The organism is Phaeobacter gallaeciensis DSM 26640 (assembly GCF_000511385.1).
Classification (GTDB): Bacteria; Pseudomonadota; Alphaproteobacteria; order Rhodobacterales; family Rhodobacteraceae; genus Phaeobacter; species Phaeobacter gallaeciensis.
The window spans coordinates 1,239,409-1,265,756 of record NC_023137.1 but is presented as its reverse complement, the minus strand read 5'-3'; the positions used below and the strand labels follow the sequence as shown (position 1 = coordinate 1,265,756).

General features: G+C 60.9%; 25 protein-coding genes. 7 read left to right on the top strand and 18 right to left on the bottom strand.

Annotated features, from left to right (window positions below; genetic code table 11):
* Positions 1-153: 153 nt before the first annotated feature.
* The 3 genes from GAL_RS06125 to GAL_RS06115 are packed head-to-tail and all read left to right on the top strand — an operon-like array spanning position 154 to position 3,619.
* Positions 154-1,221 carry an AI-2E family transporter gene (locus tag GAL_RS06125; protein ID WP_024096717.1) on the top strand — a complete coding sequence of 356 codons (1,068 nt, stop codon included), beginning with the start codon at positions 154-156 and terminating at the stop codon, positions 1,219-1,221.
* Positions 1,222-1,229: 8 nt separating this feature from the next.
* Complete coding sequence (locus tag GAL_RS06120; RefSeq protein ID WP_024096716.1) at positions 1,230-2,012, top strand: P-loop NTPase family protein; 783 nt, start codon at positions 1,230-1,232, stop codon at positions 2,010-2,012.
* 47 nt (positions 2,013-2,059) lie between these two features.
* A complete protein-coding gene (locus GAL_RS06115) occupies positions 2,060-3,619 on the top strand; it encodes a Ppx/GppA family phosphatase (RefSeq protein WP_024096715.1) in 1,560 nt (519 codons plus the stop codon).
* Here the strand turns inward: GAL_RS06115 and GAL_RS06110 are convergent.
* The 7 genes from GAL_RS06110 to GAL_RS06080 form a co-directional block, all read right to left on the bottom strand.
* Positions 3,616-4,056 carry a hypothetical protein gene (locus GAL_RS06110; RefSeq protein ID WP_024096714.1) on the bottom strand — a complete coding sequence of 147 codons (441 nt, stop codon included), beginning with the start codon at positions 4,054-4,056 and terminating at the stop codon, positions 3,616-3,618. The two genes, GAL_RS06115 and GAL_RS06110, sit on opposite strands and share 4 nt — an antisense overlap.
* A 121-nt stretch (positions 4,057-4,177) precedes the next feature.
* Positions 4,178-5,173 (bottom strand): endonuclease/exonuclease/phosphatase family protein, encoded by a 996-nt coding sequence (locus tag GAL_RS06105; protein WP_024096713.1) that lies wholly within the window; start codon positions 5,171-5,173, stop codon positions 4,178-4,180.
* Entirely contained in the window at positions 5,154-5,852 is a 699-nt protein-coding gene (locus GAL_RS06100) for a molecular chaperone DjiA (RefSeq protein WP_024096712.1), read from the bottom strand. Before GAL_RS06100 ends, GAL_RS06105 begins: the two co-directional genes overlap by 20 nt.
* 9 nt (positions 5,853-5,861) lie before the next feature.
* Positions 5,862-6,386, bottom strand: coding sequence for a GNAT family N-acetyltransferase (locus GAL_RS06095; RefSeq protein ID WP_024096711.1), 525 nt, complete (start codon positions 6,384-6,386; stop codon positions 5,862-5,864).
* A complete protein-coding gene (locus tag GAL_RS06090; RefSeq protein ID WP_024096710.1) occupies positions 6,383-6,985 on the bottom strand; it encodes a VOC family protein in 603 nt (200 codons plus the stop codon). Before GAL_RS06090 ends, GAL_RS06095 begins: the two co-directional genes overlap by 4 nt.
* A gap of 132 nt (positions 6,986-7,117) precedes the next feature.
* Entirely contained in the window at positions 7,118-9,241 is a 2,124-nt protein-coding gene (gene scpA / locus GAL_RS06085; protein WP_024096709.1) for a methylmalonyl-CoA mutase, read from the bottom strand.
* Complete coding sequence (locus tag GAL_RS06080; RefSeq protein WP_024096708.1) at positions 9,204-10,139, bottom strand: hypothetical protein; 936 nt, start codon at positions 10,137-10,139, stop codon at positions 9,204-9,206. The genes scpA and GAL_RS06080 overlap by 38 nt, the downstream gene beginning before the upstream one ends.
* Positions 10,140-10,341: 202 nt before the next feature.
* Between GAL_RS06080 and GAL_RS06075 the strand changes: the two genes are divergently transcribed.
* Complete coding sequence (locus GAL_RS06075; RefSeq protein ID WP_040103952.1) at positions 10,342-10,947, top strand: DUF4174 domain-containing protein; 606 nt, start codon at positions 10,342-10,344, stop codon at positions 10,945-10,947.
* 73 nt (positions 10,948-11,020) lie between these two features.
* Here GAL_RS06075 and GAL_RS06070 read toward each other — a convergent pair whose 3' ends face one another.
* The 7 genes from GAL_RS06070 to GAL_RS06040 all read right to left on the bottom strand — a co-directional run bounded on the left by GAL_RS06070 (position 11,021) and on the right by GAL_RS06040 (position 17,727).
* Positions 11,021-11,545, bottom strand: a complete 525-nt coding sequence (locus GAL_RS06070) for a hypothetical protein (RefSeq protein WP_244462738.1) — start codon at positions 11,543-11,545, stop codon at positions 11,021-11,023.
* Between the two features lie 9 nt (positions 11,546-11,554).
* Positions 11,555-13,600: an acetyl-CoA carboxylase biotin carboxylase subunit gene (locus GAL_RS06065; RefSeq protein WP_024096705.1), complete on the bottom strand. Its 2,046-nt coding sequence runs from the start codon at positions 13,598-13,600 to the stop codon at positions 11,555-11,557.
* Positions 13,601-13,800: 200 nt separating this feature from the next.
* The gene (locus tag GAL_RS06060) at positions 13,801-14,004 is read right to left on the bottom strand and encodes a hypothetical protein (RefSeq protein WP_024096704.1); all 204 of its coding nucleotides are present in this window, start codon (positions 14,002-14,004) and stop codon (positions 13,801-13,803) included.
* A 552-nt stretch (positions 14,005-14,556) separates the two neighbouring features.
* Positions 14,557-14,913: an SH3 domain-containing protein gene (locus GAL_RS06050; RefSeq protein WP_014875159.1), complete on the bottom strand. Its 357-nt coding sequence runs from the start codon at positions 14,911-14,913 to the stop codon at positions 14,557-14,559.
* Positions 14,914-14,982: 69 nt separating this feature from the next.
* Complete coding sequence (locus GAL_RS22640; RefSeq protein WP_014880466.1) at positions 14,983-15,123, bottom strand: hypothetical protein; 141 nt, start codon at positions 15,121-15,123, stop codon at positions 14,983-14,985.
* Positions 15,124-15,394: 271 nt separating this feature from the next.
* The gene (locus tag GAL_RS06045; protein WP_244462737.1) at positions 15,395-15,772 is read right to left on the bottom strand and encodes a DUF6497 family protein; all 378 of its coding nucleotides are present in this window, start codon (positions 15,770-15,772) and stop codon (positions 15,395-15,397) included.
* A 422-nt stretch (positions 15,773-16,194) separates the two neighbouring features.
* On the bottom strand, positions 16,195-17,727 hold the full coding sequence (locus GAL_RS06040) for an acyl-CoA carboxylase subunit beta (RefSeq protein ID WP_024096702.1): 1,533 nt from the start codon (positions 17,725-17,727) through the stop codon (positions 16,195-16,197).
* A 217-nt stretch (positions 17,728-17,944) separates the two neighbouring features.
* On the opposite strand from GAL_RS06040, the gene GAL_RS06035 reads away from it, so the two are divergent.
* From GAL_RS06035 to GAL_RS06025, 3 genes are all read left to right on the top strand, one after another.
* Positions 17,945-19,174, top strand: a complete 1,230-nt coding sequence (locus GAL_RS06035) for a M10 family metallopeptidase (RefSeq protein ID WP_244462734.1) — start codon at positions 17,945-17,947, stop codon at positions 19,172-19,174.
* A gap of 47 nt (positions 19,175-19,221) precedes the next feature.
* Positions 19,222-20,433, top strand: coding sequence for a multidrug effflux MFS transporter (locus GAL_RS06030; protein WP_024096700.1), 1,212 nt, complete (start codon positions 19,222-19,224; stop codon positions 20,431-20,433).
* 111 nt (positions 20,434-20,544) lie between these two features.
* The gene (locus GAL_RS06025) at positions 20,545-21,933 is read left to right on the top strand and encodes a helix-turn-helix domain-containing protein (RefSeq protein ID WP_024096699.1); all 1,389 of its coding nucleotides are present in this window, start codon (positions 20,545-20,547) and stop codon (positions 21,931-21,933) included.
* A 102-nt stretch (positions 21,934-22,035) separates the two neighbouring features.
* On the opposite strand, the gene GAL_RS06020 is transcribed toward GAL_RS06025, so the two are convergent.
* From GAL_RS06020 to betB, 4 genes are all read right to left on the bottom strand, one after another.
* Complete coding sequence (locus GAL_RS06020) at positions 22,036-22,224, bottom strand: hypothetical protein (RefSeq protein WP_024096698.1); 189 nt, start codon at positions 22,222-22,224, stop codon at positions 22,036-22,038.
* 322 nt (positions 22,225-22,546) lie between these two features.
* On the bottom strand, positions 22,547-22,786 hold the full coding sequence (locus GAL_RS06015; RefSeq protein WP_024096697.1) for a YdcH family protein: 240 nt from the start codon (positions 22,784-22,786) through the stop codon (positions 22,547-22,549).
* A gap of 180 nt (positions 22,787-22,966) precedes the next feature.
* Positions 22,967-24,622: a choline dehydrogenase gene (gene betA, locus GAL_RS06010; protein ID WP_024096696.1), complete on the bottom strand. Its 1,656-nt coding sequence runs from the start codon at positions 24,620-24,622 to the stop codon at positions 22,967-22,969.
* A gap of 211 nt (positions 24,623-24,833) precedes the next feature.
* On the bottom strand, positions 24,834-26,291 hold the full coding sequence (betB, locus tag GAL_RS06005; protein WP_024096695.1) for a betaine-aldehyde dehydrogenase: 1,458 nt from the start codon (positions 26,289-26,291) through the stop codon (positions 24,834-24,836).
* Between the last annotated feature and the right edge of the window lie 57 nt (positions 26,292-26,348).

The following is a 26,348-nucleotide window of genomic DNA, read 5'->3' as shown; positions in this document are numbered from 1 at the left end:
AAGCGGTCTAAGCCATCGGCGCCTCTTGGGCAATCGCGCTTTGTTGTCTGTAGTTCAGCAGGCCACATCAACGGGTTGCATCAGCGGGGCGCATCGGCGAAGACTTGGACCGAACACGCGCCGCAGGCTCGGGCTGACAGCAAGGACGCAACCATGGCTCTTCCCGCACAGAAACAGATGAAATACTGGGGCATTGCGGCGGTTGTCATCGCGGTTGTGCTCTGGGCGCTTGGCGATGTGCTGCTGCCCTTCGTGCTGGGTGCGGCGATTGCCTATCTGATTGATCCGATTGCTGACCGGCTGGAGGCGATGGGCCTCAGCCGAACGGCCGCCACGGCCGTGATCACTGTGGCAGCGGTCTTGTTGTTCGTGGTCATGTTGCTGGTGGTGGTGCCGACATTGATCTATCAGATGATCGATCTGGCACAGGTTCTGCCGGAGGCGTTCCAGAACCTGCGGGACTTCGCCCAGAAACACGCGCCCTCTCTGTTTGATGAGGGCAGCCGGGCCCAACAGACCATCGTCTCCATTGCGCAAACCCTGCAGAGCAAGGCCATCAGCGTTTTGGAGGGCGTCGTGGGATCCGCGGTGTCGCTGGTCAACGTGCTGATCCTGTTTGTAATTGTCCCAGTGGTGGCGGTCTATCTGCTGCTGGACTGGGACCGGATGGTCGCCCGTATTGATGAGCTGCTGCCCCGTGACCATGCCCCGACCATTCGCCTGCTGGCCAGCCGGATCGACAAGGTGCTGGCGTCGTTCATCCGCGGCATGGGCACGGTCTGCCTGATCCTGGGCACCTATTATGCCGTTGCCCTGATGGTGGTCGGGCTCAACTTTGGTCTGGCAGTCGGCTTTATCGCTGGTTTGGTCACATTCATTCCCTATCTGGGTGCCCTGATCGGCGGCGCACTGGCCATTGGTCTCGCGCTGTTTCAGTTCTGGGGCGACTGGTGGTCGATTGGCATGGTGGCCGGTATTTTCATGATAGGACAGGTGATTGAGGGCAACCTTCTCACCCCCAAACTGGTGGGCAACTCGGTCGGGCTGCATCCGGTCTGGTTGCTGCTGGCGCTGTCGGTCTTTGGCGCACTGTTTGGCTTTGTGGGCATGCTGATCGCGGTTCCGGTAGCGGCAGCCCTCGGGGTGATTGCGCGTTTTCTTGTTGAGCAGTATCTGGACAGTCGCCTCTACCAGGGCAAAGCCTTTCATGACGCGGACTGAATTATCCCATGGCACAACAGCTGAGCTTTGATCTCCCGGCGAAACCGGCGCTGGGGCGGGATGATTTCTTTGTCGCCCCCTCCAATGCGATGGCGGTGGCGATGCTGGACCCCTCGTTCGCCTGGCCCGGCGGCAAGCTGGTGCTGAGCGGGCCCAAACGCTCTGGCAAAACCCATCTGGTGCATGTCTGGGCGAGCAATTCCGGCGCGCAGATCATTCCCGCATGGCAGCTGACCAAGGAGGATGTTCCGCATCTGGCCGATGGGCCGATCGCGGTGGAGGATGTGCCGGATATTGCCGATAGCGCACCTGCGCAGGACGCGTTGTTTCACCTGCACAATCTGGTGCTTGCCAATGGTCACGCGCTGATGCTGACGGGCCGCGCGGCGCCGCATCTGTGGGGCATGTCCCTGCCCGATCTGCAAAGCCGCATCGAAGGCGCCCCCCACGCCCAGCTGCAACCACCCGATGATGCGCTGTTGTCGGTGGTACTGGCAAAACTGTTCAATGACCGCCAGATCACCCCGAAACCGGATGTGATCCCCTATCTGGTGGCCCATATGGACCGGTCTTTTGCCGCCGCCTCGCAAATCGTGGAGGAGCTGGATCGTCTCTCGCTCACCGAAGGGCGGATGGTGTCGCGCATGCTGGCGGTGGAGCTGATGTCCGATCGCCCTGCCCGGCCAACTTCGGCACCGGCAGAGGTCCCGGCAGACGCGCGCGCCACCGCAGAGACCAATCCAAAATCAGATGCCGCAGATGCCGCCCGCCCTGCCGCATCCGGCGATTGACCCACGGGTCTCGATCCCCCATCCTGACGACACGTAACGGAGCCAACATGCACGTGACACCGGATCCTGCCACCGCCGATTGGGGGCCATTTGAGCGTCCCTTGTTTGACGATCCGGGCGCCCGCGCCCTGTCGCGGGTGGGGGTGGTCGACGTCGGCTCCAACTCGGTGCGGATGGTGATTTTTGACGGTGCTGCCCGCAGCCCCGCCTATTTCTACAATGAGAAAATCATGTGTGCGCTGGGGGCTGGCCTATCGGAGACCGGCCGTTTGAATCCCAAAGGCCGCGCCCGCGCGCTCTCAGCCCTGCGCCGGTTTCAGCATCTGGCCGAAGGGATGGATATGCCGCCGCTCTCTGTGGTGGCCACTGCTGCGGTGCGCGATGCCAGCGACGGGCAGGACTTCTGCGATGAGGTGCTGCGCGACACCGGGTTGAAAATCCATGTCATCGACGGTCAGGAAGAGGCGCGCCTCTCCGCGCAAGGGGTCCTTCTCGGCTGGCCCGGATCTTATGGTTTGGTCTGCGATATCGGCGGCTCCTCCATGGAGCTGGCAGAGATCCATGACGGTGAGGTCGGCAAACGGGTGACCTCCTCGCTTGGCCCGCTAAAACTGCGCGATATTCCCGGCGGCAGACGGGGCCGCAAAGCCCATATCACCGAGGTGATGGAAGGCTTGCGGGCCGAGATGGGCCAGCAGAACGACCGGCTGTTTCTGGTCGGCGGCAGCTGGCGGGCGATCGCGCGGATTGACATGGCGCGACAGGGCTACCCGCTGCGGGTGCTGCACGAGTACCGCATGAACGCGCAGGCCGTGCGCGAGACCCTGCGCTATATCGAGACTCAAGACTTGGAAAAACTGCGCAACGAATGTGGTATCTCCACCGCCCGGATGTCGCTGGTGCCCTACGCCGCCGATGTGTTGTCACGGCTGGTCAAAACCTTCAAACCCAAGGATATCGCGGTCTCCAGCTATGGAATCCGCGAGGGGCTGCTGTATGAGCAGATGCCGCAACGATTGCGCAACCGGGATCCGCTGATCGAGGCCAGCCGCTTTGCCGAGAAGAAGGACGCCCGCATCCCAGGCTTTGGTCGCACACTCTATGAATTTGTCTCGCCCCTGTTCAAAGCCTCCGACCATGCCAAGACCCGGCTGGTGAAGGCCGCCTGCCTGCTGCATGACGTCAGCTGGCGCGCCCACCCCGACTACCGAGCCGAGGTCTGTTTCGACAATGCCACCCGCGCCAATCTGGGCGGGCTGAAGCACTCTGAACGGGTGTTTCTCGGCCTTGCCCTGCTGCACCGCTATCGCAACAAACGGCAAGGCACCGCGTTTGAATACCTCTATGATCTGTTGGATGAGCGCGGCAAGAAAGAGGCCGAGATCCTTGGCAAGGCGATGCGGTTTGGTGCCATGCTGATGGTCAGCAAGGATGGCGATATCGGCAAGCTGGTCTGGCAACCGCGCAAGAAACATCTGCTGCTGGAACTGCCGCGCGAGGCAGAGCCGCTGTATGGCGAGGTGGCCGAGGCGCGACTGACCTCCCTTGCCCGCTCGCTGGAGGCGGAAGTGCGGGTGAAGATCCGCAAGGGCACCCCGGCCCCCTAAAGGTCGGTTGTGCCCTCGGGCAAACCCTCATCCTGCTGCCCTTCGGGTATGGTATCCGGTGCTTCATCCGGGCTGGTTTCCGGCTTTCGGCGCATGATGATATCACCATTGGACAGGATTTCGGGGCGTTCATAGACGCTCCAATCTTCAACCTTGCCCGCGATCTCCGCCAGCGCGGGTCCCATCTCGGACAGAAACCCTTGCAGGCTTGGCCCGAATTCATCCGCCAGCGCCTGTAAATCATCAAGTGCCGGGGCCATTTCCTGACGCAGCCCTTCCCAGAACAGCTCCGCCCCGCGCTGCATCAGGCTGCTGCCTTCGTCGTTCTGTGTCGGCGCAGTCTCCGCCTGTGCGGCTGGCGCCAGCGGCAGCATCAACAACCCGGTCAGCGCCAAAGCCCCGCGCAACTGCGGTGTCATTCGGACCCAAGATCTCATGTGATTGCTCCCTTGTCGCTGAACAGGCATCATCTGCTGCCAATATAGGTAAAACACCTCAGGATTGAATAGGCGCAGCCCGGTCGGCATGCGCGACGTGTTGCGGCACAGCTGACCACAGTCACTCCAGTTCCAAATCAAGGCTGACCGGGAAATGGTCCGACGCCGCCAGCAGCGCCTCGCGCAGCGACACGTCCTCATAACAGGTGGCATCCTCAAACGGGTGCCAGATCCGCCAGTTGCCTGCCGGTTGGCGCAGCCCGGATGAGACCATGATATAATCGAGTAAGGCACTGAAATAACGTTTGTTTGCCTTGTCATAGAAGCGCGCGGAACTGGGCATCACCCGCAGGCGAGGTTGCAGCAGGCTCTGGGCGTTGGGGTCGTAAAGGTCGCTCTCCATCACGATCTCCACCGAAGAGCGATTGAACAGCTGCTCGTATTGATCCAGCCCCGGACCATCGTTGAGATCGCCCATCACCACGACGTCCCGCCCCTCGGCCAAAAGCTGCTCAACCCGGCGGCGCAGCCAGATCGCCTGCGCCAGTTGCTTGCGCCGGTTCGCAATCGACAGAGTGACGGCGTGATCCTCGGAGCGCGCGCCATGGGGGGCCTTTGACTTCAGATGCGCGCCAATCAGCGAGACCTCACGGCCGCTCTGCGTGGTGACGGTCAACTCCAGCGGCGGTTTGGAAAACCGTACCGCGTCCTTCTGGGCATCGACGTCCAGATCGATGTGAAACACGCCATCAAACCGCGGCGCCTCTGTGCTGTCCCGCGGCGTATGGGCCACCGTCAGCACGTCGGGATCATAGAGAAAGGCAATCTCCTGCTGGGTGTCATTGGCAAAGCCGATCACCGCCTCGGTGCTGCGCAGACCAGCCTCCTGCGCGAAATGCTCCAGTGCGCGCAGGGTTTTGCGACGACCGTTGGTATCGGGGGCCTCGATCACCATGATGCCATCGGCGTCCAGCCGCTGAAATACCTGCGCCAGCGCGCGGGTCTGGCCCACGCGATCAACCCCGTGGCGACCTGACGTGCCACCGTCCATCAGCAACCTATCATCCGCGCCGAAGAGCGAGGAGAACCACTCAACGTTATAGGTAACGAGCCGCATGGCCACCGCATCCGTTGATTTCGTCCCAAGCACGGTTGATGTCGATCATCCGCTTTTCGGCCAGGCGCACCGCCTCCTCGGGCACACCACGCGCCATCATGGAATCAGGATGGGTTTCGCGCACCAGTTTGCGCCAGTGTTTGCGGATCTCATCGCGCGGCATATCCGGTGACACGCCCAGCACCGTAAAGGGATCACGCGGCGCATCAGCAACAAACCGTGCCCGCAGCGCCATGAACTGCTGTTCGCTCTGGCCGAAAATACGGCTAACCTCGATGAGGAATTCGTTTTCGCCGGGATGATAAAACCCATCCGCCATGGCGATGTGAAACAGCCCCTCCATCAGATCGCACAGCGTCTGCGGGTCATTGGCGAACATCTTCTGAATACGGGCGGCATAGTCCTGATAGCCCGCGATATCAGTCCGCGCGAGGTCAAAGACCCGCGCCGCACCGGCCTCATCCTCGGCGGCGATCTGAAACACCTCGCGAAAGGCGGTGACCTCATCCCGGGTGACCTGTCCGTCTGCCTTGGCCATTTTGGCGCCAAGCGCGATCACCGCGATGGCAAAGGCCACGCTGCGTTCGGGCGGTGCGCGCAGACTGTCGAACACCTCGGAGAGGCTCTGACCGGAGGCCAGCGCAGAGAGCGCTTCGGTGATGCGGGTCCAGAGTGACATAAGGGAAGACTACCCTGCTTTGGCTGGGCTGTCAGCGGCGCCAACCCCTTTGGGCGAGAGAATTTTCTGCATCAGGACCAGATCGAGCCACTGGCCCCATTTGTAGCCTACCTGAGGCATCCGCCCCACCTCGACAAAGCCCATGGCGGCGTGAAAGGCCAGCCCTCCGGGATTGGCTGCGCTGATGCCTGCGACCAGCACGTGGATGCCGTCGGCACGCGCGACCTCCTCAATGGCGGCCATCAGCGCCCGCCCTGCTCCGCGACCACGGGCCGTTTCGGCAAGATAGATCGCGTGTTCACAGGTGCGGGCATAGCCCGGACCCGTGCGAAAGGCGCCGAGGCTGATGTAGCCCAGGATCTCTCCCGCCTCCTCAGCCACCTGCAGACGCGGCCCTTTTGAGGCGATATCGGCCGCGACCTCTGCCGGTGTCTTTTCATCCGTGGTGAAGGTGATCAGCGTGTCGCGGATGATCTGGTTGGTGATCTCCGCGATGGCCGGCACGTCTGTTTCTTTGGCCGGGCGAATGATCATCGCAGCACACGGACCCCATGGGGGGTGTCGAATTCGGCCTCGAACCCGGCGAGGCCGGTGACCACTTCAATCCGCGTATCAGACAGGGGGAGCGTCGCGCGCAGAGCAGCGGCCTCAGGATGCGACAGATGCAGACGGCGCAGCCGACAGCCCTGCTGGATAAGCGCGGCGGCAGGATGGGGGCTACGCCACTGCATCAGCGCCGGGAACATATTGTCGAAGGGGAGAACGCCATCCGCAGGCACCGCCATCTGCCAGCTGAGATTGCCACGTTGCAGATCAACGATCTCGCCTGCCCCCTGCGGGGCGCTGTCCAGCGCCGCCGCCAAATCATCGCAGCGGCAGATCCAGTTGGTGATCCGCGCAGGTCCCGTACGGCGATCCAGATCGAACCAACGCGGGCTGTGCCGCGGTGTCGCGGCGGGGTCAATGGCAATGGCTTCAAGATAGAGCCCATCTGCCAGCCCCAGCAGCTGATTGTGGGTGCCAAAGACCGCATGACTGCCACCGGGTTGCATCGGCACACCGAGGCTGTCCTCCACATGGGCAACCGCCGCGTCCAACGTATCTGCGGCCACGGCCAGATGATCGAACTCCATGACGTCTCCCCCTTGTTCCTGCGGATCATGCTGCGGGGAGACTAGACTTCAGGGGCACAGGCGCAAGCGGGAAACAAAACACCCGCCCCGGCAGTCCGGAACGGGTGTGTCATTGCCCAAACGGTAGGCAGATCAGCTCTGGCGGATCAGCTTCAGGATATCCTGTGCAGCCTCTGGGATGTTGGTGCCGGGACCGAAGATCGCCTTGACGCCATTGTCATAGAGGAACTGGTAATCCTGCTGCGGAATGACCCCGCCGCAGATCACGATGATGTCCTCTGCGCCTTGCTCTTTCAGCGCCTTGACCAGCTGCGGGGCCAGCGTCTTGTGACCCGCCGCCTGGCTGGAGATCCCGACCACATGCACGTCATTGTCGATGGCATCCTGCGCGGCCTCTTCCGGGGTCTGGAACAGCGGGCCGACGTCGACGTCAAAACCGATATCGGCAAAGGCAGTTGCAATCACCTTGGCGCCGCGGTCGTGGCCGTCCTGGCCCATCTTGACCACCAGAAGACGCGGGCGACGGCCCTCTGCCTCGGCAAAGTCCTCGATGGATTTCTGAATGGCGGCAAAGCCTTCGTCGCCCTCGTAGGCGGCACCATAGACACCGGCCAAGGTTTTGACCTCGGCGCTGTGGCGGCCGAATTCCTTTTCCATTGCCATGCTGATTTCTCCGACTGAGGCGCGCGCGCGCGCGGCTTCGACTGCGGCAGCCAGAAGGTTGCCACCTTCCTTTGCGACGCGGGTCAGGTTGTCCAACGCGGCCTCGCAGGCGGCGCTGTCACGGTCTGCACGCAGGGTGTCAAGACGGGCGATCTGGCTGTCACGGACCGCCACATTGTCGACATCCAGAATGTCGATCGGGTCTTCCTTCTCCTTGCGGTATTTGTTGACGCCAACAATCACCTCTTCACCCCGGTCGATCATTGCCTGACGACGGGCCGCACTTTCCTCGATCCTGAGTTTCGGCATCCCGGAGGCGACGGCCTTGGTCATGCCGCCCATCTCCTCGACCTCTTCCATCAGCGCCCAGGCCTTTTCCACCAGCTCACTGGTGAGGCTTTCGACATAGTAGGAGCCGGCCAGCGGATCGACCACATTGGTGACGCCGGTTTCCTCTTGCAGCACCAGCTGGGTATTGCGGGCGATGCGAGCGGAGAAATCGGTGGGCAGCGCGATGGCTTCGTCCAGCGCGTTGGTGTGCAGGGATTGCGTACCACCAAGAACCGCCGACATCGCCTCATAGGCGGTGCGGATCACGTTGTTATAGGGATCCTGCTCCTGCAAGGACACACCGGAGGTCTGGCAGTGGGTGCGCAGCATCTTGGAGCGGTCATTCTGCGCGCCAAAGTCGGTCATCACCCGGTGCCAAAGCGTGCGGGCGGCGCGCAATTTGGCGATTTCCATGAAGAAATTCATACCAATGGCGAAGAAGAACGACAGACGGCCTGCGAATTTATCCACATCCATGCCCGCCTCCATTGCGGCACGCACATATTCACGCCCATCAGCGAGGGTATAGGCCAGCTCCTGCACAAGGTTCGCGCCCGCTTCCTGCATGTGGTAGCCGGAGATCGAGATGGAGTTGAATTTCGGCATCTCGTTCGAGGTATATTCGATGATGTCCGAGATGATCCGCATCGAGGGTTCGGGCGGATAGATGTAGGTGTTGCGGACCATGAACTCCTTCAGAATGTCGTTCTGAATGGTGCCCGCCAGCAGCGATTTGTCATGGCCCTGCTCCTCGCCTGCGACGATGAAGTTGGCCAGGATCGGGATCACCGCACCATTCATTGTCATGGAGACCGAGACCTGATCCAGCGGGATACCGTCAAACAGGACTTTCATGTCCTCGACACTGTCGATGGCCACACCCGCCTTGCCGACATCCCCCATAACGCGAGGGTGGTCACTGTCATAGCCGCGGTGGGTGGCAAGATCGAACGCGACTGAGACGCCCTGCTGGCCGGCGGCGAGGTTGCGGCGATAAAAGGCGTTGGATTCCTCTGCGGTGGAGAAGCCCGCGTATTGGCGGATGGTCCAAGGACGGCCCGCATACATCGTCGCCTTCACCCCGCGGGTAAACGGACCAAAGCCGGGCAAGGTGCCCATATGGGGCAGGTCTTTGGTATCCGCTTCGGTATAGAGCGGTTTGACATCAATACCTTCCAGCGTGTTCCAGGTCAGCGCGTCCAGCGGGCGGCCGCGCAGTTCCTTTTCAGCCAGTGTCCGCCAATCGTCGGTTCGGGTCGTCATCGGAAGTTCCTCTTGTCAGGTCGTAGGGGGGCGGGTTCGAGCCCACCGCGTGTTTGTCAGGGTCGCGCATCAGCTCCGCCAGGCCATCGGCACCGCCTTGCAGCCACATCAGATCGTCAGCGTAGCGCTCGCGCAGCGCTGCGGATTGAATGTCGGAGAACGGGTTCCAACGGCCCTCCCCGCGCGGCAGATCGCGGGCCACATTGGCGGCCAGGCGATGGCGTAGGGTCGGCAGGCCGTCGGAACGGTTGAGCCGGTCCGAGAGCGAGACCCGCGCCAGACGTGGACCGGCAAGCAGGGCCAGCTGCACCTCGGGGCGGTCGCCGTAGGTTTCATAGGGCATCACCCTGATGCGGGCATTGGGCATGGCGCAGGCGATATCCGTGATGACATCGCGCCAGCTGCGCGGATGGGCGGCGATCTGTCCCAGCACCGCGGCTGAGGGCAGCGGGTGCCCATTGGCCACCATCTGGGTCAACAACGAGGTCCAGAAGCGATCCGGACTGCGCAGGTTCAGCATCACATCGCGCACCTGCCCGTCAAAGGCCGCATCAAAACGGGCAAAACGCACCCCAATCCCGGCGTAGAGTTGGCGCTGTCGCAGCAGGTCGCCGGGCGTGCCCATAAGATCCGTGTCACTGATCAGCAGGCGTTGGGCGCCAGAGGCGGCCTCTGTTGCGATACGCAGGCGAAGACGGCCGCGCGCGCGGGTTACCAAATCGCGTCCCGTGACCGGAGCCGGGCCGGGTTGGATGCCGTGGAACAGCCCGTTGCGGGTCTGCTCCGGCCCCCAGACCGCAAGCCCATCCTGCCGCAGCTGCGCCGCGTGATGGGCGAGGAAGCCCTGAAAATACCCCGTCGCGCAGCGATGCGCGCCGATATGCAGCATGATATCCATGGCCAGTCCTGTCCCGATAGCGGCGTCGCGCAAGGCAGACAGCCGGGTTTGCAGAGGCCAAGAGCGTGCCACAGGGAGGCTGACGATGCGGTTAATGCACCGTGCGGGGCTGTTGCAGAGGTGCGTTTTTTTTGCCCCAAGCGCGGGATTGCCCATCGCAATTGCCGGGATGGGGCATATATTCATCGCAACAGGAGAGCTGATGAAACACTTGTTTGTCTTTGGAAAAACCCGTTTTGGGCTGGCAGAACCGCGAATTGGATCGGCTGGGATACTGGGGCTGATGGTTCTGCTTGCCATGGGGCTGCCATCTGCGGGCGTTGCACAACAGGCCGCTGCTGCTGCTGCTGAAGATACCGGGGTCATGACGGAGGAAACCACATCGCCGGAAGCAACCGACGCCGAGGCCCTGGTGGAGGTTGCGGATCCGCCTGCCGACCCTCTGGTGCAACTCGTGCGCCCCGGTGCCAGTGTTGAGCTGGACGATCTGATGTGGCTGCACCGGCCCATCGTGGTCTTCGCCGATAGCCCCGCTGATCCACGCTTCCATGAACAGATGGAGCGGCTGACGGACGGAGCCGAGGCCTTGCTGGAGCGCGATGTCGTCGTACTGATCGATACCGACCCCAGCGTGAAATCTGCGCTGCGCAAGAAGTTGCGGCCACGGGGGTTCATGCTGGTGCTGATCGGCAAGGATGGCGGTGTCAAACTGCGCAAACCGCAACCCTGGACAGTGCGCGAGCTGAGCCGGACGATTGACAAATTCCCCTCCCGTCTGCGCGAGGTCGAGGAGCGGCGCGGCAGCTGAGCGGACACGGACTGATGCAGGCTTGTGTCGCTGCAACCTCTATGCTGAGCGCCAAGGAGAGAGCGACAGCGCATCACGATCCCCCGCCCTGCGCGTAGAACAGGCGGCGGTTGGTGCGGTCGACCACCGCCATGAAGCGGGCGCGGGGTTCATAAATCAGCACCGACGTGGGATCGAGCAGAGCGATGAGATAAGCGCGGCTGACCTCCTCCAGCATGCAGTCCTTGCCGACGATACCGGCAGCGAAGATACCATTGCCACGGCCCTGATCCATCGTCATCACCTGAACCGAGACCATATTGGGCGACAGGCCCTCAACCTCAAAGGCGACGGGTTTGTTGTTATCGAGGTGACGCAGCCCCGCCCGGATTGAGCGCGCCTTGGTCAGTAGCGATGAAATGCGGGTGGCCTTCACTTCAAACACGCCTGCAGCGCAGTTGCGGCGGGAGAAGTAATACTGCGTCTCCCCCAGCTGCACCCAGTCGCCGACGGCGGCACGGGCCGCCGCCTCATCTTGCAAGGCGCAGCCCGCCAGCCCCGAAAGGGCCAGCGCCACACAGGCGACACGCGCCAATTTGTGATATGACTGCACCGACATCATGCCGTGTTATTCGAATTCCATGATCACTTCGTCAACGGCGAGGCTGTCACCAGCGGCAGCGTTGATCGCGCTGACCACGCCTTTCTTCTCGGCGCGCAGGATATTCTCCATCTTCATTGCCTCAATCGTGCAAAGCGCCTGACCTTCCTGCACCTCATCGCCGACTTCGACCTCCAGTTTCACCACCAGACCCGGCATCGGGCAGAGCAGCAGCTTGGAGGTGTCGGGGGCGATTTTCTCCGGCATCAGCTTGGCCAGTTCGGCCTGACGCGGGGTGCGGACATGGACCTTCAGATCGGCCCCCCGCGAGCGGATGCGGAAGCCGCCAGAGATTTTGCCAACTTTGACCACCAAACTGTCATCGCCCACGGTGAGCCGCGCCAACTGGTCGCCGGGCGTCCAGTCGGAGGCGACGCGCAGCGCGCTGCCATCGTCAAAGCGCACGGTGGAGCCGTCACGATCGGCGTCAACAGTCACGTTGAAATACACATCCTGAAGGGTCACGACCCAGTCGCTACCGACCTTGCGTTCGTGATTGTCCATCCGGCCCGACACGCGGGTGCGGCGGATTTCGGCAACCCGGTGCATGGCCGCAGAGGCGGCTGCAATCTTGCGCAGATCCTGCTCCGGCAGTTCGACCCCGTTGAAGCCTTCGGGATATTGCTCCTCGATGAAGGCAGTGGTCATGGTGCCCGCAATAAAGATCGGGTGATCCATCACCGCGCTGAGAAACGGCAGGTTGTGGCCAATGCCCTCAACCTCAAACCCATCGAGGGCATCGCGCATTGCCGCAATCGCCGCCTCTCGGGTGGGGCCCCAGGTGCAAAGCTTGGCGATCATCGGGTCGTAGTACATCGAGATTTCGCCGCCCTCAAAAACGCCAGTATCATTGCGCACAGCAAGCTCACCGGCCGGGGCATCCCCCTGCCATTTGCCGCTGTCATGCAGCGGGCCTGCAGCAACCTCTGCGGGCGGACGATAGCGGGTCAGACGCCCAATGGATGGTAGAAAACCTCGATAGGGATCTTCGGCATAGAGGCGGTTTTCAATGGCCCAGCCGTTCAGCTTGACGTCGTTCTGGGTGATCGACAGCGGCTCCCCCCCGGCGATGCGGATCATCTGTTCGACCAGATCGACACCGGTGATCAACTCGGTCACCGGATGTTCGACCTGCAGACGGGTGTTCATTTCCAGAAAGTAGAAATTCTTCTCGCCATCAACGATGAATTCCACCGTCCCCGCCGAGGCATATCCGACAGCCTTCGCCAGCGCTACGGCCTGCTCCCCCATGGCGCGGCGGGTGTCTTCATCGAGGAAGGGCGACGGCGCCTCTTCCACCACTTTCTGGTTGCGGCGCTGGATCGAACATTCCCGCTCCCCCAGATAGATGCCATTTCCATGGGCATCGCAGAGCACCTGAATTTCGATGTGGCGCGGTTGCGTCACAAATTTCTCAATGAAGATCCGGTCATCACCAAAGGAGTTCGCCGCCTCGTTCTTGGAGGACTGAAAACCTTCGCGGGCCTCGGCGTCACTCCAGGCGATCCGCATCCCCTTGCCACCACCGCCGGCGGAGGCCTTGATCATCACCGGATAGCCGATCTCATTGGAGATTTTCACCGCCTCTTCAGCGTCCTCAATCAGCCCCATGTAGCCGGGCACGGTGCTAACACCTGCCTCCTGCGCGATTTTCTTGGAGGTGATCTTGTCGCCCATGCTCTCAATCGCGCCAACCGGCGGACCGACAAAGGCGATCTTCTCAGCGGCCAGCGCCTCGGCAAAGTTAGCGTTTTCGGACAGGAACCCATAGCCCGGATGCACCGCCTGCGCGCCAGTTGCGCGGATCGCCTCCATCACCTTGTCGATGACGATATAGGACTGGTTTGCGGGCGGCGGGCCTATATGGACGGCTTCATCGGCCATTTTCACATGCAGGGACTGCTTGTCGGCGTCCGAATATATGGAAACGGTCTTGATACCCATCTTGCGGGCGGTCTTGATGACGCGGCAGGCGATTTCGCCCCGGTTGGCGATCAGGATCTTCTCAAACATTGGCTGTCCCTTGTCTTCGGTGTCTTCCGTGTGGTGCGAGGACGTGCCCCGCCACGGTCTTGGCTTCGTCGGAGCACAAAAAAGGCCACGCCGGAGAGAGCTCCGGGCGCAGCCTTTGTGCGGTGATGGATAGGCGGTTCTGGCGCGTGCCCGCACGGGGCATGCGATCAGACGTCAGACCTGTCTGCGGGCAAACCGCCTTAGCACTTGTGCGGATTTTCCTTGCAATAGATGACATTGGCGGCGGCCCCGACGGCAGCACCTGCGACGAGGTTGCCGTTGAGAAGTGCCGAGCCAACCGCCCCGGCCCCGGCGCCATAGACGACCTGTTCGCCCGTGGTGTCGCCACAGGCGGCAAGTGTGGTGCAGAGGCCAAAGGCCGCGAGAATGAGTTTTGCCTGCATGGGAGTGATCCTTCGTTGTGTGATCCAAGCTCTGCACAACTGTTTGCAGCCTCCTGGACAGGAGACAAGGATATCTGGTCTGCATCAGGGGGATGCGCAGAAGCCTGCCAAACACTGGGGGGCAATTGGCAAGCTTCCGCCTTTGCATCCAAGGAAAAAATGGGCAGGCCGCGATTGGGGGGGCAAACCTGCCCTTCCAGGCGAAGGGGCTGGATCAGATGCACGACAGGCTGACCTGTCTCTGTCAGATTGCCCCCAGCTCGGCGCAGAAACATCCCCTGAGTTGCAAAGCACGCGGATTTGGCGAGAACTCGCGCAAACCGGGAAGTCCCGTGCAGAATTACGCCGAAATCCGCCCCTAAAGGCCCATTTGACCGCCGGTTAGTGTCACCGCCCCGCAGTCTGGCAGGCTGTTTTACGGCCCGCAGAACAGGCAGATCCATAGATGACGCCAGCAACAGATTCGCCGGGTTCCTGTTGCCACCGCTGCGCCACAACCGCCCCCAAAGGCGGTCACAGCAACGAGGGCTATGGAGAATCCCGGTCAACATCCTAGCGGGCGCTTCCGTCGAAGACTTCGGGAAAGGACAGCTGTGCGGCATCGACGTCGATGACCAGCAGTGCTTCGTAGCTTTCGGGATCAAACGGGTCTTCTGCAGCGATTACCTCGCGGCCAAACAGCCAGCTGAGACGCCCCGCATCCAGATTGCCCCGCTCAAAAGGCTGGTCGCCAAAGCAATCCCACAGCGCCTGCATGAAGCCGGCATCGGCGCGCCGGTCCGCCGGTCGACGGTCGCGAAAACGCTCGCGCCGGGTGATCGGCGTGACCCCCTTGGGGTTAGGACGGCGGATGATGAATTGAAAATCGGTACCCGGCAGACGACCGGGAAAGCCGCGGTGTTTTAGCATGATGGTGCCTCCGATCCGGCACCCCGCGGGACGGTGGAGTCCGGCCGCAGGGCCGGACCCCTGTAGTGATTACTTGTATTTGCCGGTGTAGACAGGCTCAGCCGAAATCGGCTCGGGCTCGACAACGACGTATTCTTCTTCCTGCTGTGCACAGGCTGCAGCGGCTGCAAGCAGGCCCGCGAGGGCAACGAGTTTGATGCTCTTGGACATTTCTGTCTCCCAATTGTGTCTTTGAAACCTGCGCGGGCCACGGCCGGCGCCTGCCTCATTCTCAAATAACAGATCACACGTATGTGATCTGGCGCGAGAATAACCGAGATACGCGTGGTTTCACATCCCAAAGCAGAGCACGATGGCAGTTCGCGGGATAAAGCTGCAAAAAAGCGCCAGTTTTCAGCCTTGATCGGCATTTTTGTGACGCCGGGCGCCACCAGAACCGGAGACGGTGCCCTGACATCATCCCGGTGCATACAGGAAATCATCAGAACGCCTCCCAGATGCAGCTGTCACCTTCAGGGCGATAGCTTTCGAAGAACTGCGTTGCGGCGGCATCCGGCTGGCCAAACGGCACCTCACGATCCGACAACGAGATCACCACCCGGGCGGGCGCCAGCTGATGCTGCCGCAGATAGGCCAAGGCAAGTGTCTGACAGAGGTGATCCATATCCGGCGCCGCCTGCTCATAGCTGACCCCCGCCAGATCACGCGCAATCTGCGGCGCCAGAAAGCGAAAGCGCACCCAGAGTTCGCCGGTGGTCTCGTCCAGCAGCACTTCATGGAGATCAACACTTTGGCCTGACGGCACATCAACGGGAACAGCATCAGCCCGCTCCGCGATGCCAAGGCACAGGGCAAACACGATCAAAGAGACGCCGGAAACAAATCTGATGACAGGCCCAATACCGCAGCCCCGACCCCAAAAAAGATGGGCTCCTCCTGTCGGGGCTGCAGGCGCTGCACACGCGGTGCGCGCTGTCCGATATGAGCTGGCGCGGATCATGGGGCAGATTCGGTTCCGGTGTCAAACAAAGACGCAAATGTGGGCGCTAAAGCATGTGGTCGCTCAAATTGATCGCATTTTGCGAACAATCCACCCCGATCACGGGCGATTGGTTCCAGATCCCTGATTTCCCACAAGCTTTCCCCACCATTGCGGCAGCATATCCCGGCATATCGCAGCGCTAACATCAGGGTTGCATCCTCATCTCCCCTCGCAACCAAGGCGATATTTACCTTTGGCCGCAAGGGTCTGGGTTCAGGAATTCCGGAATGGTCCGGATCTCAAAGAGGGATATTGTCGTGTTTCTTCCACGGGTTTTTCAGCTGTTTGCCCCGCAACGACGCGAAGGCACGGCTAACGCGTTTGCGGGTGGATTGCGGCATGATCACCTCATCGATGAAGCCGCGCTCTGCCGCCACAAACGGATTGGCAAAGCGCTCCTCGTAGTCCTTGGTATGCTCGGCAATCTTGTCAGCATCCGCCAGATCGGCGCGGTGAATGATCTCGGTCGCCCCTTTGGCGCCCATCACCGCAATTTCAGCCGTCGGCCACGCATAGTTGAAATCACCGCGCAGATGTTTGGACGCCATCACGTCATAGGCGCCACCATAGGCCTTGCGGGTAATGACGGTCACTTTGGGTACCGTCGCCTCGCCATAGGCAAACAGCAGCTTCGCGCCGTGTTTGATCACGCCGCCATATTCTTGACTGGTCCCCGGCAGGAAGCCCGGAACATCCACCAGCGTCAGGATCGGGATCTCGAAACAATCACAAAAGCGGACAAACCGCGCTGCCTTGCGGCTGGAATCGATGTCGAGGCAGCCCGCCAGAACCATCGGCTGGTTGGCGACAACACCCACGGTCTGCCCCTCAAGGCGGATGAAACCGGTGATGATGTTCTTGGCGAAATCTTCCTGAATTTCGTAGAAATCCCCCTCATCCGCGACTTTGTGGATCAACTCCTTCATGTCGTAGGGCGTGTTGGGATTCTCTGGAATCAGAGTGTCGAGCGAGGTCTCAACGCGGCCCGGCTCATCAAAGAAGGGGCGCACCGGCGGTTTTTCGCGATTGTTCAGCGGCAGGAAGTCGACCAGTCGGCGGACCTCTGCCAAGGCTTCTACATCGTTTTCGAACGCCCCATCAGCCACCGAGGACTTCTTCGTGTGGGTCGAGGCCCCGCCCAGTTCTTCAGCCGTCACCACCTCATTGGTGACGGTCTTCACCACGTCGGGGCCGGTCACGAACATGTAGGATGTGTCTTTCACCATAAAGATGAAATCGGTCATCGCAGGGGAGTAGACCGCGCCGCCGGCACAGGGGCCCATGATGACGGAAATCTGTGGCACCACGCCGGAGGCCATGATGTTGCGCTGGAACACTTCGGCATATCCGGCGAGCGAGGCGACGCCCTCCTGAATCCGCGCGCCACCGGAATCGTTGATGCCGATGACGGGCGCGCCGTTCTGCACCGCCATATCCATGATCTTGCAGATCTTTTGCGCGTGGGTCTCCGACAGGGAGCCGCCGAACACGGTGAAATCCTGGCTGAAGACATAGACCATCCGGCCATTGATGGTGCCCCAGCCAGTGACCACGCCATCGCCAGCCGGACGCTGTTTTTCCATACCGAAATCGGTGCAGCGGTGCGCCACGAACATATCGAATTCTTCGAAACTACCCTCGTCCAGCAGCAGTTCGATCCGCTCGCGCGCGGTCAATTTACCGCGCCCGTGCTGGGCGTCGATCCGCTTTTGTCCGCCCCCCAGTCGCGCTGCGTTGCGACGGTCTTCCAGCTCGGAAAGGATATCTTTCATGGCCATGCCCCCTGTTGAATTTCAGGCGACCATAGACGCTGAACACGCCAAGCCAAAGTCAATAATGGCAAATTTGCAAAGCATTTGCGTAACCGATACGCTAATTTGCAAATCAGCGCAGAACCGCGCAGAAACCGTCGAAGCGGCCGGTATTCTTGATGTGCTGACGGGTGTGCTCGTATCACCGGGGTCGACTAACGGAAACGGAACACCCCCCATGTTACAACCTTCCCAGATCATCCAGGCCATGCAGTTCGACGGGTTCTACACCCGCAACCCGATGAACGGCGATGACGCCCCACGCCTCACCATCACCTATCAGTTCGCGGGCAACTCCGCGCCGGGCGACCTGCCCACTGGCTCGAGTTACTCCGGCTGGCAAAGCTTCAGCGCCGCCGAAAAAGCCGCCTTTGCCGATGCGTTCGCCCATATCGAGACCTTTCTCAACGTCGATTTTGTCGAGGTCCAAGGCTCCAGTGACCCGGATATGAACCTTGGCTCCGTAACCATCCCGGGCAGCACTGTTGGCGTCGGCGGCTACAGCATGAGCTACCGCGGCAATGATATCACCAGTTGGGATGGCTTTGCCGTGTTCGACAATACGCTGGATATGTCACAGGACAATCGCGAAAGCTTGATCCTGCATGAGCTGGGACATGCTCTTGGCCTGCAGCACACCCATGACGCAAACCTGCCTGAACAGTATGACAGCAACCTATACTCTGTGATGTCCTACCGGGAGAACCCGGTAAACGGGGAGGACAGCGACGCAATGATGCTGTTTGACGTGCTGGCGCTGCAGGACATCTGGGGCGCTGCGGATTTCAACACTGGCAATACCACGTATCGCGGGTCGCGTACGGATACGGTAGATGTGGTTTGGGACACCGGTGGCCGGGATACATTCAATGCAAGCGACCGGACCAATGCGGTCGCGCTGGATCTGCGCGAGATGCATTTCTCCAGTTTCGATGCCGAAAGCGATGTGACCATTGCCCATGGCGTCACCATTGAAAACGCAACCGGCGGGCGTGGGCGTGATCGCATCACCGGCAATGATGCAAATAACCGGCTGGTGGGCGGCGGCGGGCGCGACACCTTGCGCGGTGATGGCGGCAATGATGCGCTGAACGGCAACAGCGGTGTGGATCTGCTGGTCGGCGGCGGCGGCAATGACAGGCTGAACGGCGCTGGCGGTAATGACCGTTTGGTGGGCAACAGCGGTGCTGATCTGTTCATCTTTGCCCGCAAAGGGGGCAATGACACCATTCGCGATTTTCAGGATGACATCGACACGCTGCGCATCGTTGGCCACGGCAGCAAAGCGGATGTGCTGGCCCGCGCCAGCGAGGTGGGTGACGATCTCTACTTCGATCTGGAGGGCAATCACAGCATCACCCTGCGCAATATGACGTTGGAACAAATCAGCGACGATCTGCTGGTCTGAGGTCGCCAAACATGGACAATCGCCGCGGTGTGACCTAATTCGTTCACATGCGAACCATTCCGCGGCGATTTCTGGACCGCCGGTCCAACCCGAATATCGGCACGCTGATCCTTTTATCAGGACTGTCGGCGCTGGCGATGAATATCTTTCTGCCCTCCCTTCCCGGGATGGCGCGGTATTTCAATGCCGACTACAGCCTTATGCAGTTGTCGGTCGCGCTTTACCTTGCGGTGAGCGCGGTGGTGCAGATCTTTGTCGGACCGATCTCCGACAAACTGGGACGGCGCCCGGTGATCCTCTGGGGGGTGGCGCTGTTTCTTCTGGCGACGCTGGGCTGTCTTTACGCGCCCTCCGCCGAGGTTTTCCTCTTGTTTCGGATGTGCCAGGCCGTCGTTGCCTCGGCCATGGTGCTGAGCCGCGCCGCCGTGCGCGATATCTATGACAATGATCAGGCCGCCAGCATGATCGGCTATGTCACCATGGGCATGGCCGTGGTGCCTATGATTGGACCGGTGATTGGTGGCGCACTGGAGGAAACACTGGGCTGGAAGGCCAATTTCTGGCTGCTCATGGTGCTGGGCGCAGGCACATTTGCCATGACGTATTTCGACTTGGGCGAGACCGCCCGCAAGAGCGGCAAGACACTGATGGCCCAGTTTCGCGAATACCCTGAGCTGTTGCGGTCCCCGCGCTTCTGGGGGTATTCGCTGGCCTCTGGACTATCGTCGGGAGCGTTTTTCGCCTATCTCGGCGGCGCACCTTTTGTGGGGACCCAAGTCTACGGCCTGTCAGCAGCGCAGCTTGGGGTCTATTTCGCCTCTCCCGCAGTTGGCTATTTTATCGGTAACTTCCTGTCCGGCCGGTATTCAACACGCATCGGGCTGAACCGGATGGTGCTCTGGGGCTGCCTGATCAACGGGGTAGGTGTGGCCCTGTCGATGATACTGGCGCTCATGGGCGCGGGTACCGTCTATTCCTTTTTCGGTTTCATGACTTTTGTTGGACTTGGCAATGGTATGGCCATCCCTAATGCAACCGCCGGGGCGATCTCCGTTCGACCGCATTTGGCAGGCACAGCTTCAGGGCTGGCCGGGGCGATCATGATCGGCGTGGGTGCAGGACTCAGCGCCTATGCCGGTTATCTGCTGGTGCCGGGATCAACACCGGTGCCACTGTTGTCGATCATGCTGGCCACTGCAGTTCTGGGGCTCGTCTCCATCCGTGTGGTCATTCGACGTGAGAAATCACTGGGTATCTGAAGGGAGCGAGGCCGCACCCGGTGTGCGCAATTCCCCACCACCAGCCCCTATTGCGCCAATTGATTTGCAATTCTACAATTGCGACACCCTAAGTTTGCAAAGGTAGCTCTCATGGCGCAACAGAAACTCTATGCAGGGGCCAAGCTGCGGGAAATGCGGCTGCGCCTGTCGCTGACCCAAAAAGAGTTCGCCGCCAAACTGGGCGTATCCCTGCCCTATCTCAACCAGATGGAAAACAACAACCGGCCGGTGTCGACAACTGTGGTGCTGGCGCTGGCGCAGGAGTTCGGTCTGGACGTGACAGAGCTGTCTGCGGGCGACAGTGAACGCCTGGTCAGTGATATGCGCGAAGTGATGGCAGACCCTGTCTTTGCCGATGATACGCCCCCAATGGCGGATCTTCGGCTGACGGCTTCCAACGCACCTGCTTTGGCGCGCGCGCTGCTAACCCTGCACCGCGCCTATCGACAGACCCATGAGCGGCTGGCATCGCTGGATGAGGCCCTGGGGCGGGAGGATGCGCGCATTCAGGCCTCACCCTGGGAAGAGGTGCGCGACTTTTTCCATTATTGTGACAACTATATTGATGCGGTGGACCGCGCAGCAGAGAATTTCTGCGGGCGGCTGGATGCGCGCAGCGCGGCAATTGCGGCGCTGGATCAGGCCGGGATCAGCGTGGTGTTCGGCGATATCGACGGGCTGCGCAAATTTGACCCGGCGGGAAAGGTGCTGCGACTGTCCAACCGGGCCTCGCCGCAGACCCAGCTGTTTCAGCTGCTGTTGCAGGTGGCCCTGCTGCATCAGAATGACCTCTTGGAGGCGACACTGGATTTTGCAAAATTTCACAGCGACGCGGCACGGTCGATCGCCAAGATAGGGCTGGCCAACTACTTTGCCGGGGCGGCGATGATGCCCTATCGGCAGTTTTTGAACGCCGCGATCGAATGCCGCCACGATCTGGAACTGCTCTCCACACGCTTTGGCGCCTCAATCGAGCAGGTAGCCCATCGACTGTCGACATTACAGCGACCCGGTGCCAAGGGGGTGCCGTTTTTCTTTGTGCGGGTGGATCAGGCGGGCACGATCACCAAGCGCCACTCGGCCACCAGATTGCAGTTCGCCCGTTTCGGCGGCGCCTGCCCCTTGTGGAATGTGCACCGCGCGTTTGAAACGCCGGGGCGGTTCCTGCGGCAGCTGGCGGAGACACCAGACGGGGTGCGCTATATCTCGCTGGCGCGGGATGTCTCAAAACCCGGCGGTTCCTTTGGCTCACCGGTGCGCCGCTATGCCATCGCGCTGGGATGTGAGGTGCGCCATGCCGATGCGCTGGTCTATGCGGATACGCTGGATGTGAGTCAGGACAGCGCCTATGAGCCGATTGGCATTTCCTGTCGCATTTGCGAGCGGCGCGACTGTCATCAACGTTCAGTGCCACCGCTGGAACGGCGGCTGAGCATCGACACCCATCAGCGCGGCGTGCTGCCCTATGAAGTGAGCTGACCCATTGCGTATTACGCAATTTTCTTGGCAAGGAAATTGCTAAGGATCTCACAAAATCCTTAGTCCCTGAGTGGCGCAGCTCTCTGCGCCCCAAGCGGAAGATCAGCCGCGCAACCGAGTCAAAAGTGAGGACACGAAGGAAGTTTTCCGGGGAGGCTCAACAACATCCGGATGGCTGATATCCTCGGCGGTCAGGACCCGGCGCACAGCCGCCAGAATTTCGGCATCACTGTCAGCCCCGGCGGCTCCACCCATTTCCTCAGCGAAAGCAGTCTGGCAGCTCTGTTCCATCTGGCGTCTCCTCAACTCTGACCGCTTCGGCAATGATCCGCGCCGAAGCCCATTCGTTTGCTGCATCCAAACTATACGAAAGCATGGGAGATTGCCCTATTTTGCCTCAAATTTGATGAAATTTGGTTAATCTTCGCGGTGAAGCGGAAACAATCCCCACCACTTATCGTATTGTTTCTACAACCCGTACCGCCGTGGCGTGCTGGGTCGGTTTCCTGCAGGTTTCATCACCAATAAGGCCCTTTGTTAAACCGTCGGAATTGCGGCCTCCAAGACAAAAGGGCGCCCGAGGCGCCCTTCCATGCTGTACTTTTGGCAGGGGTCAAGCCTTGGACAGAATGCCCCAAATTTCATCCTTCAGTGCGGCGCGTTGTTTGCGCAGGCTGGTTTCGGCCTCGGCACTGACCGGTTCCACATTGGTTTCCGCACGATGTACCGCGCGGTTCACCGCGTGATACTCGTCCGAAAGTTTGGCAAAATGCGCGTCAGATTGTTTCAGCTGGCTGATCTGCGCGGTTTTATCGGGAAATTCTTCGGCCAGCTCATGCGGGGTATTGGACATCTGTTCGCTCCTTTTTCTCAGCGTCAGCCAGAGCTTAAGGCGACGGCCTGCCAGCCACCTTGACGCGGATCAAACCCGCGGCGACAGCGCATAAAAAAGACGCCCGCGCAACATTGTGCAGCGGGCGTTTCAGGGATCGTGAGTAACGGCGATCGCAATACCGGGATCGCGACATAGGGGTCAGCGCTGTGAGCCTTCCCAATTCGGGTTGAACCACGGTTCCGCATTGGACGACGGCAGGCGACGCCCCAGAATATGATCAGAGGCCTTCTCGCCGGTCATGATCGAGGGGCCATTGAGGTTGCCATTGGTGATCCGCGGGAAGATCGAGCTGTCCGCAACGCGCAGCCCCTCAACGCCGATGACACGGCATTCCGGATCAACCACCGCCATCGGATCTTCCACCGCGCCCATCTTGCAGGTGCCACAGGGGTGATACGCGCTCTCAACGTGCTCTCTGATGAAGCCGTTCAGCTCTTCATCCGATTGCAGCGCGTTGCCGGGCTGGATCTCATGTTTGACGAAGGGTTTCATCGCATCCTGCGCAAAGACTTCGCGGGTCAGGCGAATGCACTTGCGGAAGTCCTCCCAGTCCTTCTCCTTCGACATGTAGTTGAACAGGATCTTCGGCGCGTCCTTGGGGTCGCTGGATGCCAGCGTGACCTCCCCGCGCGAATCCGACCGCATCGGGCCGACATGGGCCTGGAACCCGTGGCCCTCAGCTGCGGCCTGCCCGTCGTAGCGCACGGCAATCGGCAGGAAGTGGTATTGGATATCCGGGTAGTCCACGCCTTTGTCAGAGCGGATGAAGGCCGCGCTTTCGAACTGGTTCGACGCCCCAAGACCGGTTTTGGTGAAGAGCCACTGCGCGCCGACCAACGCTTTGCCGAAGAGGTTCCAGTATTTGAACAGCGTAATGGGCTGTTTGGAGGCAAACTGGAAATAGAATTCCAGATGGTCCTGAAGGTTCTGGCCCACGCCGGGGCGGTCTGCGACCACCTCAATGCCATGTTCCGCCAGATGTTTTGCCGGACCAATGCCCGATAGCATCAGCAGTTTGGGCGAGTTCAGCGAAGATGCCGCAAGAATGACCTCGGCGTTTGCCCGGATCACCTCGATCTTGCCCCCACGCTCAACCTCGACCCCAACAGCGCGCCCGTCCTCAATGACCACCTTGCGCGCCAGAGCGCGGATCATCTCGCAGTTGTCACGCTTCAGGGCGGGTTTCAGATAGGCGTTGGCGGCGGACCAGCGCTGGCCCTTGTGGACCGTCATTTCCATCGGGCCAAAGCCCTCTTGCTGCTCGCCGTTGTAATCCTTGGTCACCGGATAGCCGGCCTGCTCTCCCGCCTTGACGAAGGCTGCGTGCAGCGGGTTGTCGCGGGGGCCGCGGGTCACATGCAGCGGGCCGTCGGTGCCGCGCCAGTCGGGATCGCCGCCATGGCCGCGATCATCCCAGGTTTCCATACGTTTGAAATAGGGCAGCACGTCGGCATAGGACCAGCCCGCAGCGCCGGAGTCGGCCCAGTGATTATAGTCGCCCGCGTGGCCGCGCACATAGACCATGCCGTTGATCGAGGACGACCCGCCAATCACCTTACCACGTGGGCAGACCAGCTCACGGCCTCCCAGATGCGGCTCCGGCTGGGATTTATACCCCCAGTCATACATCGACATATTCATCGGATAGCTCAGCGCGCCCGGCATCTGGATGAACGGTCCAGCGTCCGTACCGCCGTGTTCGATCACCAGAACCTTTTTGCCTGCCCCACTGAGCCGATACGCCATGGCACAGCCGGCTGATCCGGCACCAACAATCACATAATCCGTATTCATTGCGTCTCTCCATTGCGGATTCGGGGTGGGTCAAGGATGCCTGTGGCACCGCGCCCTGGCGCGGCTTGTCCTTGAGGCATCCCGAATCTGCCTCATCATTGTTCTGGTCTGCTGAGGACGCAAAGCGCCCTCAGCAGACCGCTCAGCAACCCCTTCCCTTTTGCCCTTTTGGGCAACGGGGCGGGTGGGTGGGCGTTGCCCAAAAGGGCATTCAGAACGCCGCTTCGACGTCGCCCATGCGGACGTAGACGGATTTCACCTGGCTGAAGTGCTTGATCGCCTCTTTCGAGTTCTCGCGCCCGACACCGGATGCCTTCACCCCGCCAAACGGCGCCTCCACCGGCGCGTCATTGTAGGAGTTGATGAAGCAGCTACCGGCCTCAAGGTTGCCGATCACCCGGTGGGCGCGGGTGAAATCCTTGGTGAACACACCGGCGGAGAGGCCGAACTCGGTGTCGTTGGCGCGGGCCACAACCTCTTCCTCAGTCTCAAAATCGAGGACGGACATGACCGGGCCAAAGATTTCTTCGCGTGCAATGGTCATCTCGTCGGTCACGTCTGCGAACACTGTGGGTTCGATGAAGAAGCCGTCTTTGTCGGCGCGGTTGCCGCCGCAGATCAGGCGGGCGCCTTCGGCTTTGCCCTTCTCGATGTAGCCCAGCACGATATTCATCTGGTTTTCTGTGACCATCGGGCCAAAGCTGGTCGCCTCATCCATCGGGTCGCCCAAGATGGCATTGCCGGTGCGCTCGGCCAGACGGGCGAGGAATTTTTCCTTGATGCCTTTCTGCACAAACACGCGGGTGCCGTTCGAACACACCTGACCGGAGGAGTAAAAGTTGCCGTTGATGGCGCCGCCGACGGCGTTGTCGATGTCGGCGTCGTCAAAAATGATCAGCGGCGACTTGCCGCCCAGTTCCATGGTGACGTGCTTCATCCCCTCGGCAGCAGCGGCATAGACCTTCTTGCCGGTGGGTACGGAGCCGGTCAGCGAGACCTTGTCAACGCGCGGGTCTGTAACCAGCGAAGCGCCAACCTCGCCCATGCCCTGAACGACGTTATAGATGCCAGCGGGCGCGCCCGCTTCGATCAGGATTTCCGCCACTTTCAGCGCGCAGAGCGGCGTGGTCTCGGAGGGTTTGAATACCATGGAGTTACCACAGGCCAAGGCAGGCGCGCCTTTCCAGCAAGCAATCTGCGTCGGGTAGTTCCAAGCCCCGATGCCCACGCACAGGCCCAGCGCCTCGCGTTTGGTATAGACCCAATCCTCGCCCAGCGGGATATGCTCACCGGTCAGGGAGGCTGCCAGGCCGCCGAAGTACTCCAGCGCGTCAGCGCCGGAGGTGGCATCAGCCACGAGGGTTTCCTGTAGCGGCTTGCCGGTATCATAGGTTTCCAGAACCGAGAGTTCATGGTTACGTTCGCGCATGATGTCGGCGGCGCGGCGCAGGATGCGGCCCCGCTCGGTGCCGGTCATCTTTGCCCATTCTTTCTGGGCTGCTTTGGCGGTGGAAAGCGCCTGTTCGACGATTGTGGGCGTGGCCGCGTAGACGGTGGCGATCTGCTCACCTGTGGCGGCGTAGATCACCGGGATCGGGGTACCGGCGGTGTCCTCAACGTATTCGCCGTTGATAAAGTGGCTGGCTTTGGGTTGTGCGGGGTGTGTCATAATATTCTGCCTCCGGCGGGGATATTTAGGGCCAGAAGATCTGGCGTAGGAGTGTGT

Coding starts and splice junctions, on each gene's coding strand:
- GAL_RS06125 (WP_024096717.1), top strand. CDS start 154: ATGGCTCTTCCCGCACAGAAACAGATGAAATACTGGGGCATTGCGGCG.
- GAL_RS06120 (WP_024096716.1), top strand. CDS start 1,230: ATGGCACAACAGCTGAGCTTTGATCTCCCGGCGAAACCGGCGCTGGGG.
- GAL_RS06115 (WP_024096715.1), top strand. CDS start 2,060: ATGCACGTGACACCGGATCCTGCCACCGCCGATTGGGGGCCATTTGAG.
- GAL_RS06110 (WP_024096714.1), bottom strand. CDS start 4,056: ATGAGATCTTGGGTCCGAATGACACCGCAGTTGCGCGGGGCTTTGGCG.
- GAL_RS06105 (WP_024096713.1), bottom strand. CDS start 5,173: ATGCGGCTCGTTACCTATAACGTTGAGTGGTTCTCCTCGCTCTTCGGC.
- GAL_RS06100 (WP_024096712.1), bottom strand. CDS start 5,852: ATGTCACTCTGGACCCGCATCACCGAAGCGCTCTCTGCGCTGGCCTCC.
- GAL_RS06095 (WP_024096711.1), bottom strand. CDS start 6,386: ATGATCATTCGCCCGGCCAAAGAAACAGACGTGCCGGCCATCGCGGAG.
- GAL_RS06090 (WP_024096710.1), bottom strand. CDS start 6,985: ATGGAGTTCGATCATCTGGCCGTGGCCGCAGATACGTTGGACGCGGCG.
- scpA (WP_024096709.1), bottom strand. CDS start 9,241: ATGACGACCCGAACCGACGATTGGCGGACACTGGCTGAAAAGGAACTG.
- GAL_RS06080 (WP_024096708.1), bottom strand. CDS start 10,139: ATGGATATCATGCTGCATATCGGCGCGCATCGCTGCGCGACGGGGTAT.
- GAL_RS06075 (WP_040103952.1), top strand. CDS start 10,342: ATGAAACACTTGTTTGTCTTTGGAAAAACCCGTTTTGGGCTGGCAGAA.
- GAL_RS06070 (WP_244462738.1), bottom strand. CDS start 11,545: ATGTCGGTGCAGTCATATCACAAATTGGCGCGTGTCGCCTGTGTGGCG.
- GAL_RS06065 (WP_024096705.1), bottom strand. CDS start 13,600: ATGTTTGAGAAGATCCTGATCGCCAACCGGGGCGAAATCGCCTGCCGC.
- GAL_RS06060 (WP_024096704.1), bottom strand. CDS start 14,004: ATGCAGGCAAAACTCATTCTCGCGGCCTTTGGCCTCTGCACCACACTT.
- GAL_RS06050 (WP_014875159.1), bottom strand. CDS start 14,913: ATGCTAAAACACCGCGGCTTTCCCGGTCGTCTGCCGGGTACCGATTTT.
- GAL_RS22640 (WP_014880466.1), bottom strand. CDS start 15,123: ATGTCCAAGAGCATCAAACTCGTTGCCCTCGCGGGCCTGCTTGCAGCC.
- GAL_RS06040 (WP_024096702.1), bottom strand. CDS start 17,727: ATGAAAGATATCCTTTCCGAGCTGGAAGACCGTCGCAACGCAGCGCGA.
- GAL_RS06035 (WP_244462734.1), top strand. CDS start 17,945: ATGTTACAACCTTCCCAGATCATCCAGGCCATGCAGTTCGACGGGTTC.
- GAL_RS06030 (WP_024096700.1), top strand. CDS start 19,222: ATGCGAACCATTCCGCGGCGATTTCTGGACCGCCGGTCCAACCCGAAT.
- GAL_RS06025 (WP_024096699.1), top strand. CDS start 20,545: ATGGCGCAACAGAAACTCTATGCAGGGGCCAAGCTGCGGGAAATGCGG.
- GAL_RS06020 (WP_024096698.1), bottom strand. CDS start 22,224: ATGGAACAGAGCTGCCAGACTGCTTTCGCTGAGGAAATGGGTGGAGCC.
- GAL_RS06015 (WP_024096697.1), bottom strand. CDS start 22,786: ATGTCCAATACCCCGCATGAGCTGGCCGAAGAATTTCCCGATAAAACC.
- betA (WP_024096696.1), bottom strand. CDS start 24,622: ATGAATACGGATTATGTGATTGTTGGTGCCGGATCAGCCGGCTGTGCC.
- betB (WP_024096695.1), bottom strand. CDS start 26,291: ATGACACACCCCGCACAACCCAAAGCCAGCCACTTTATCAACGGCGAA.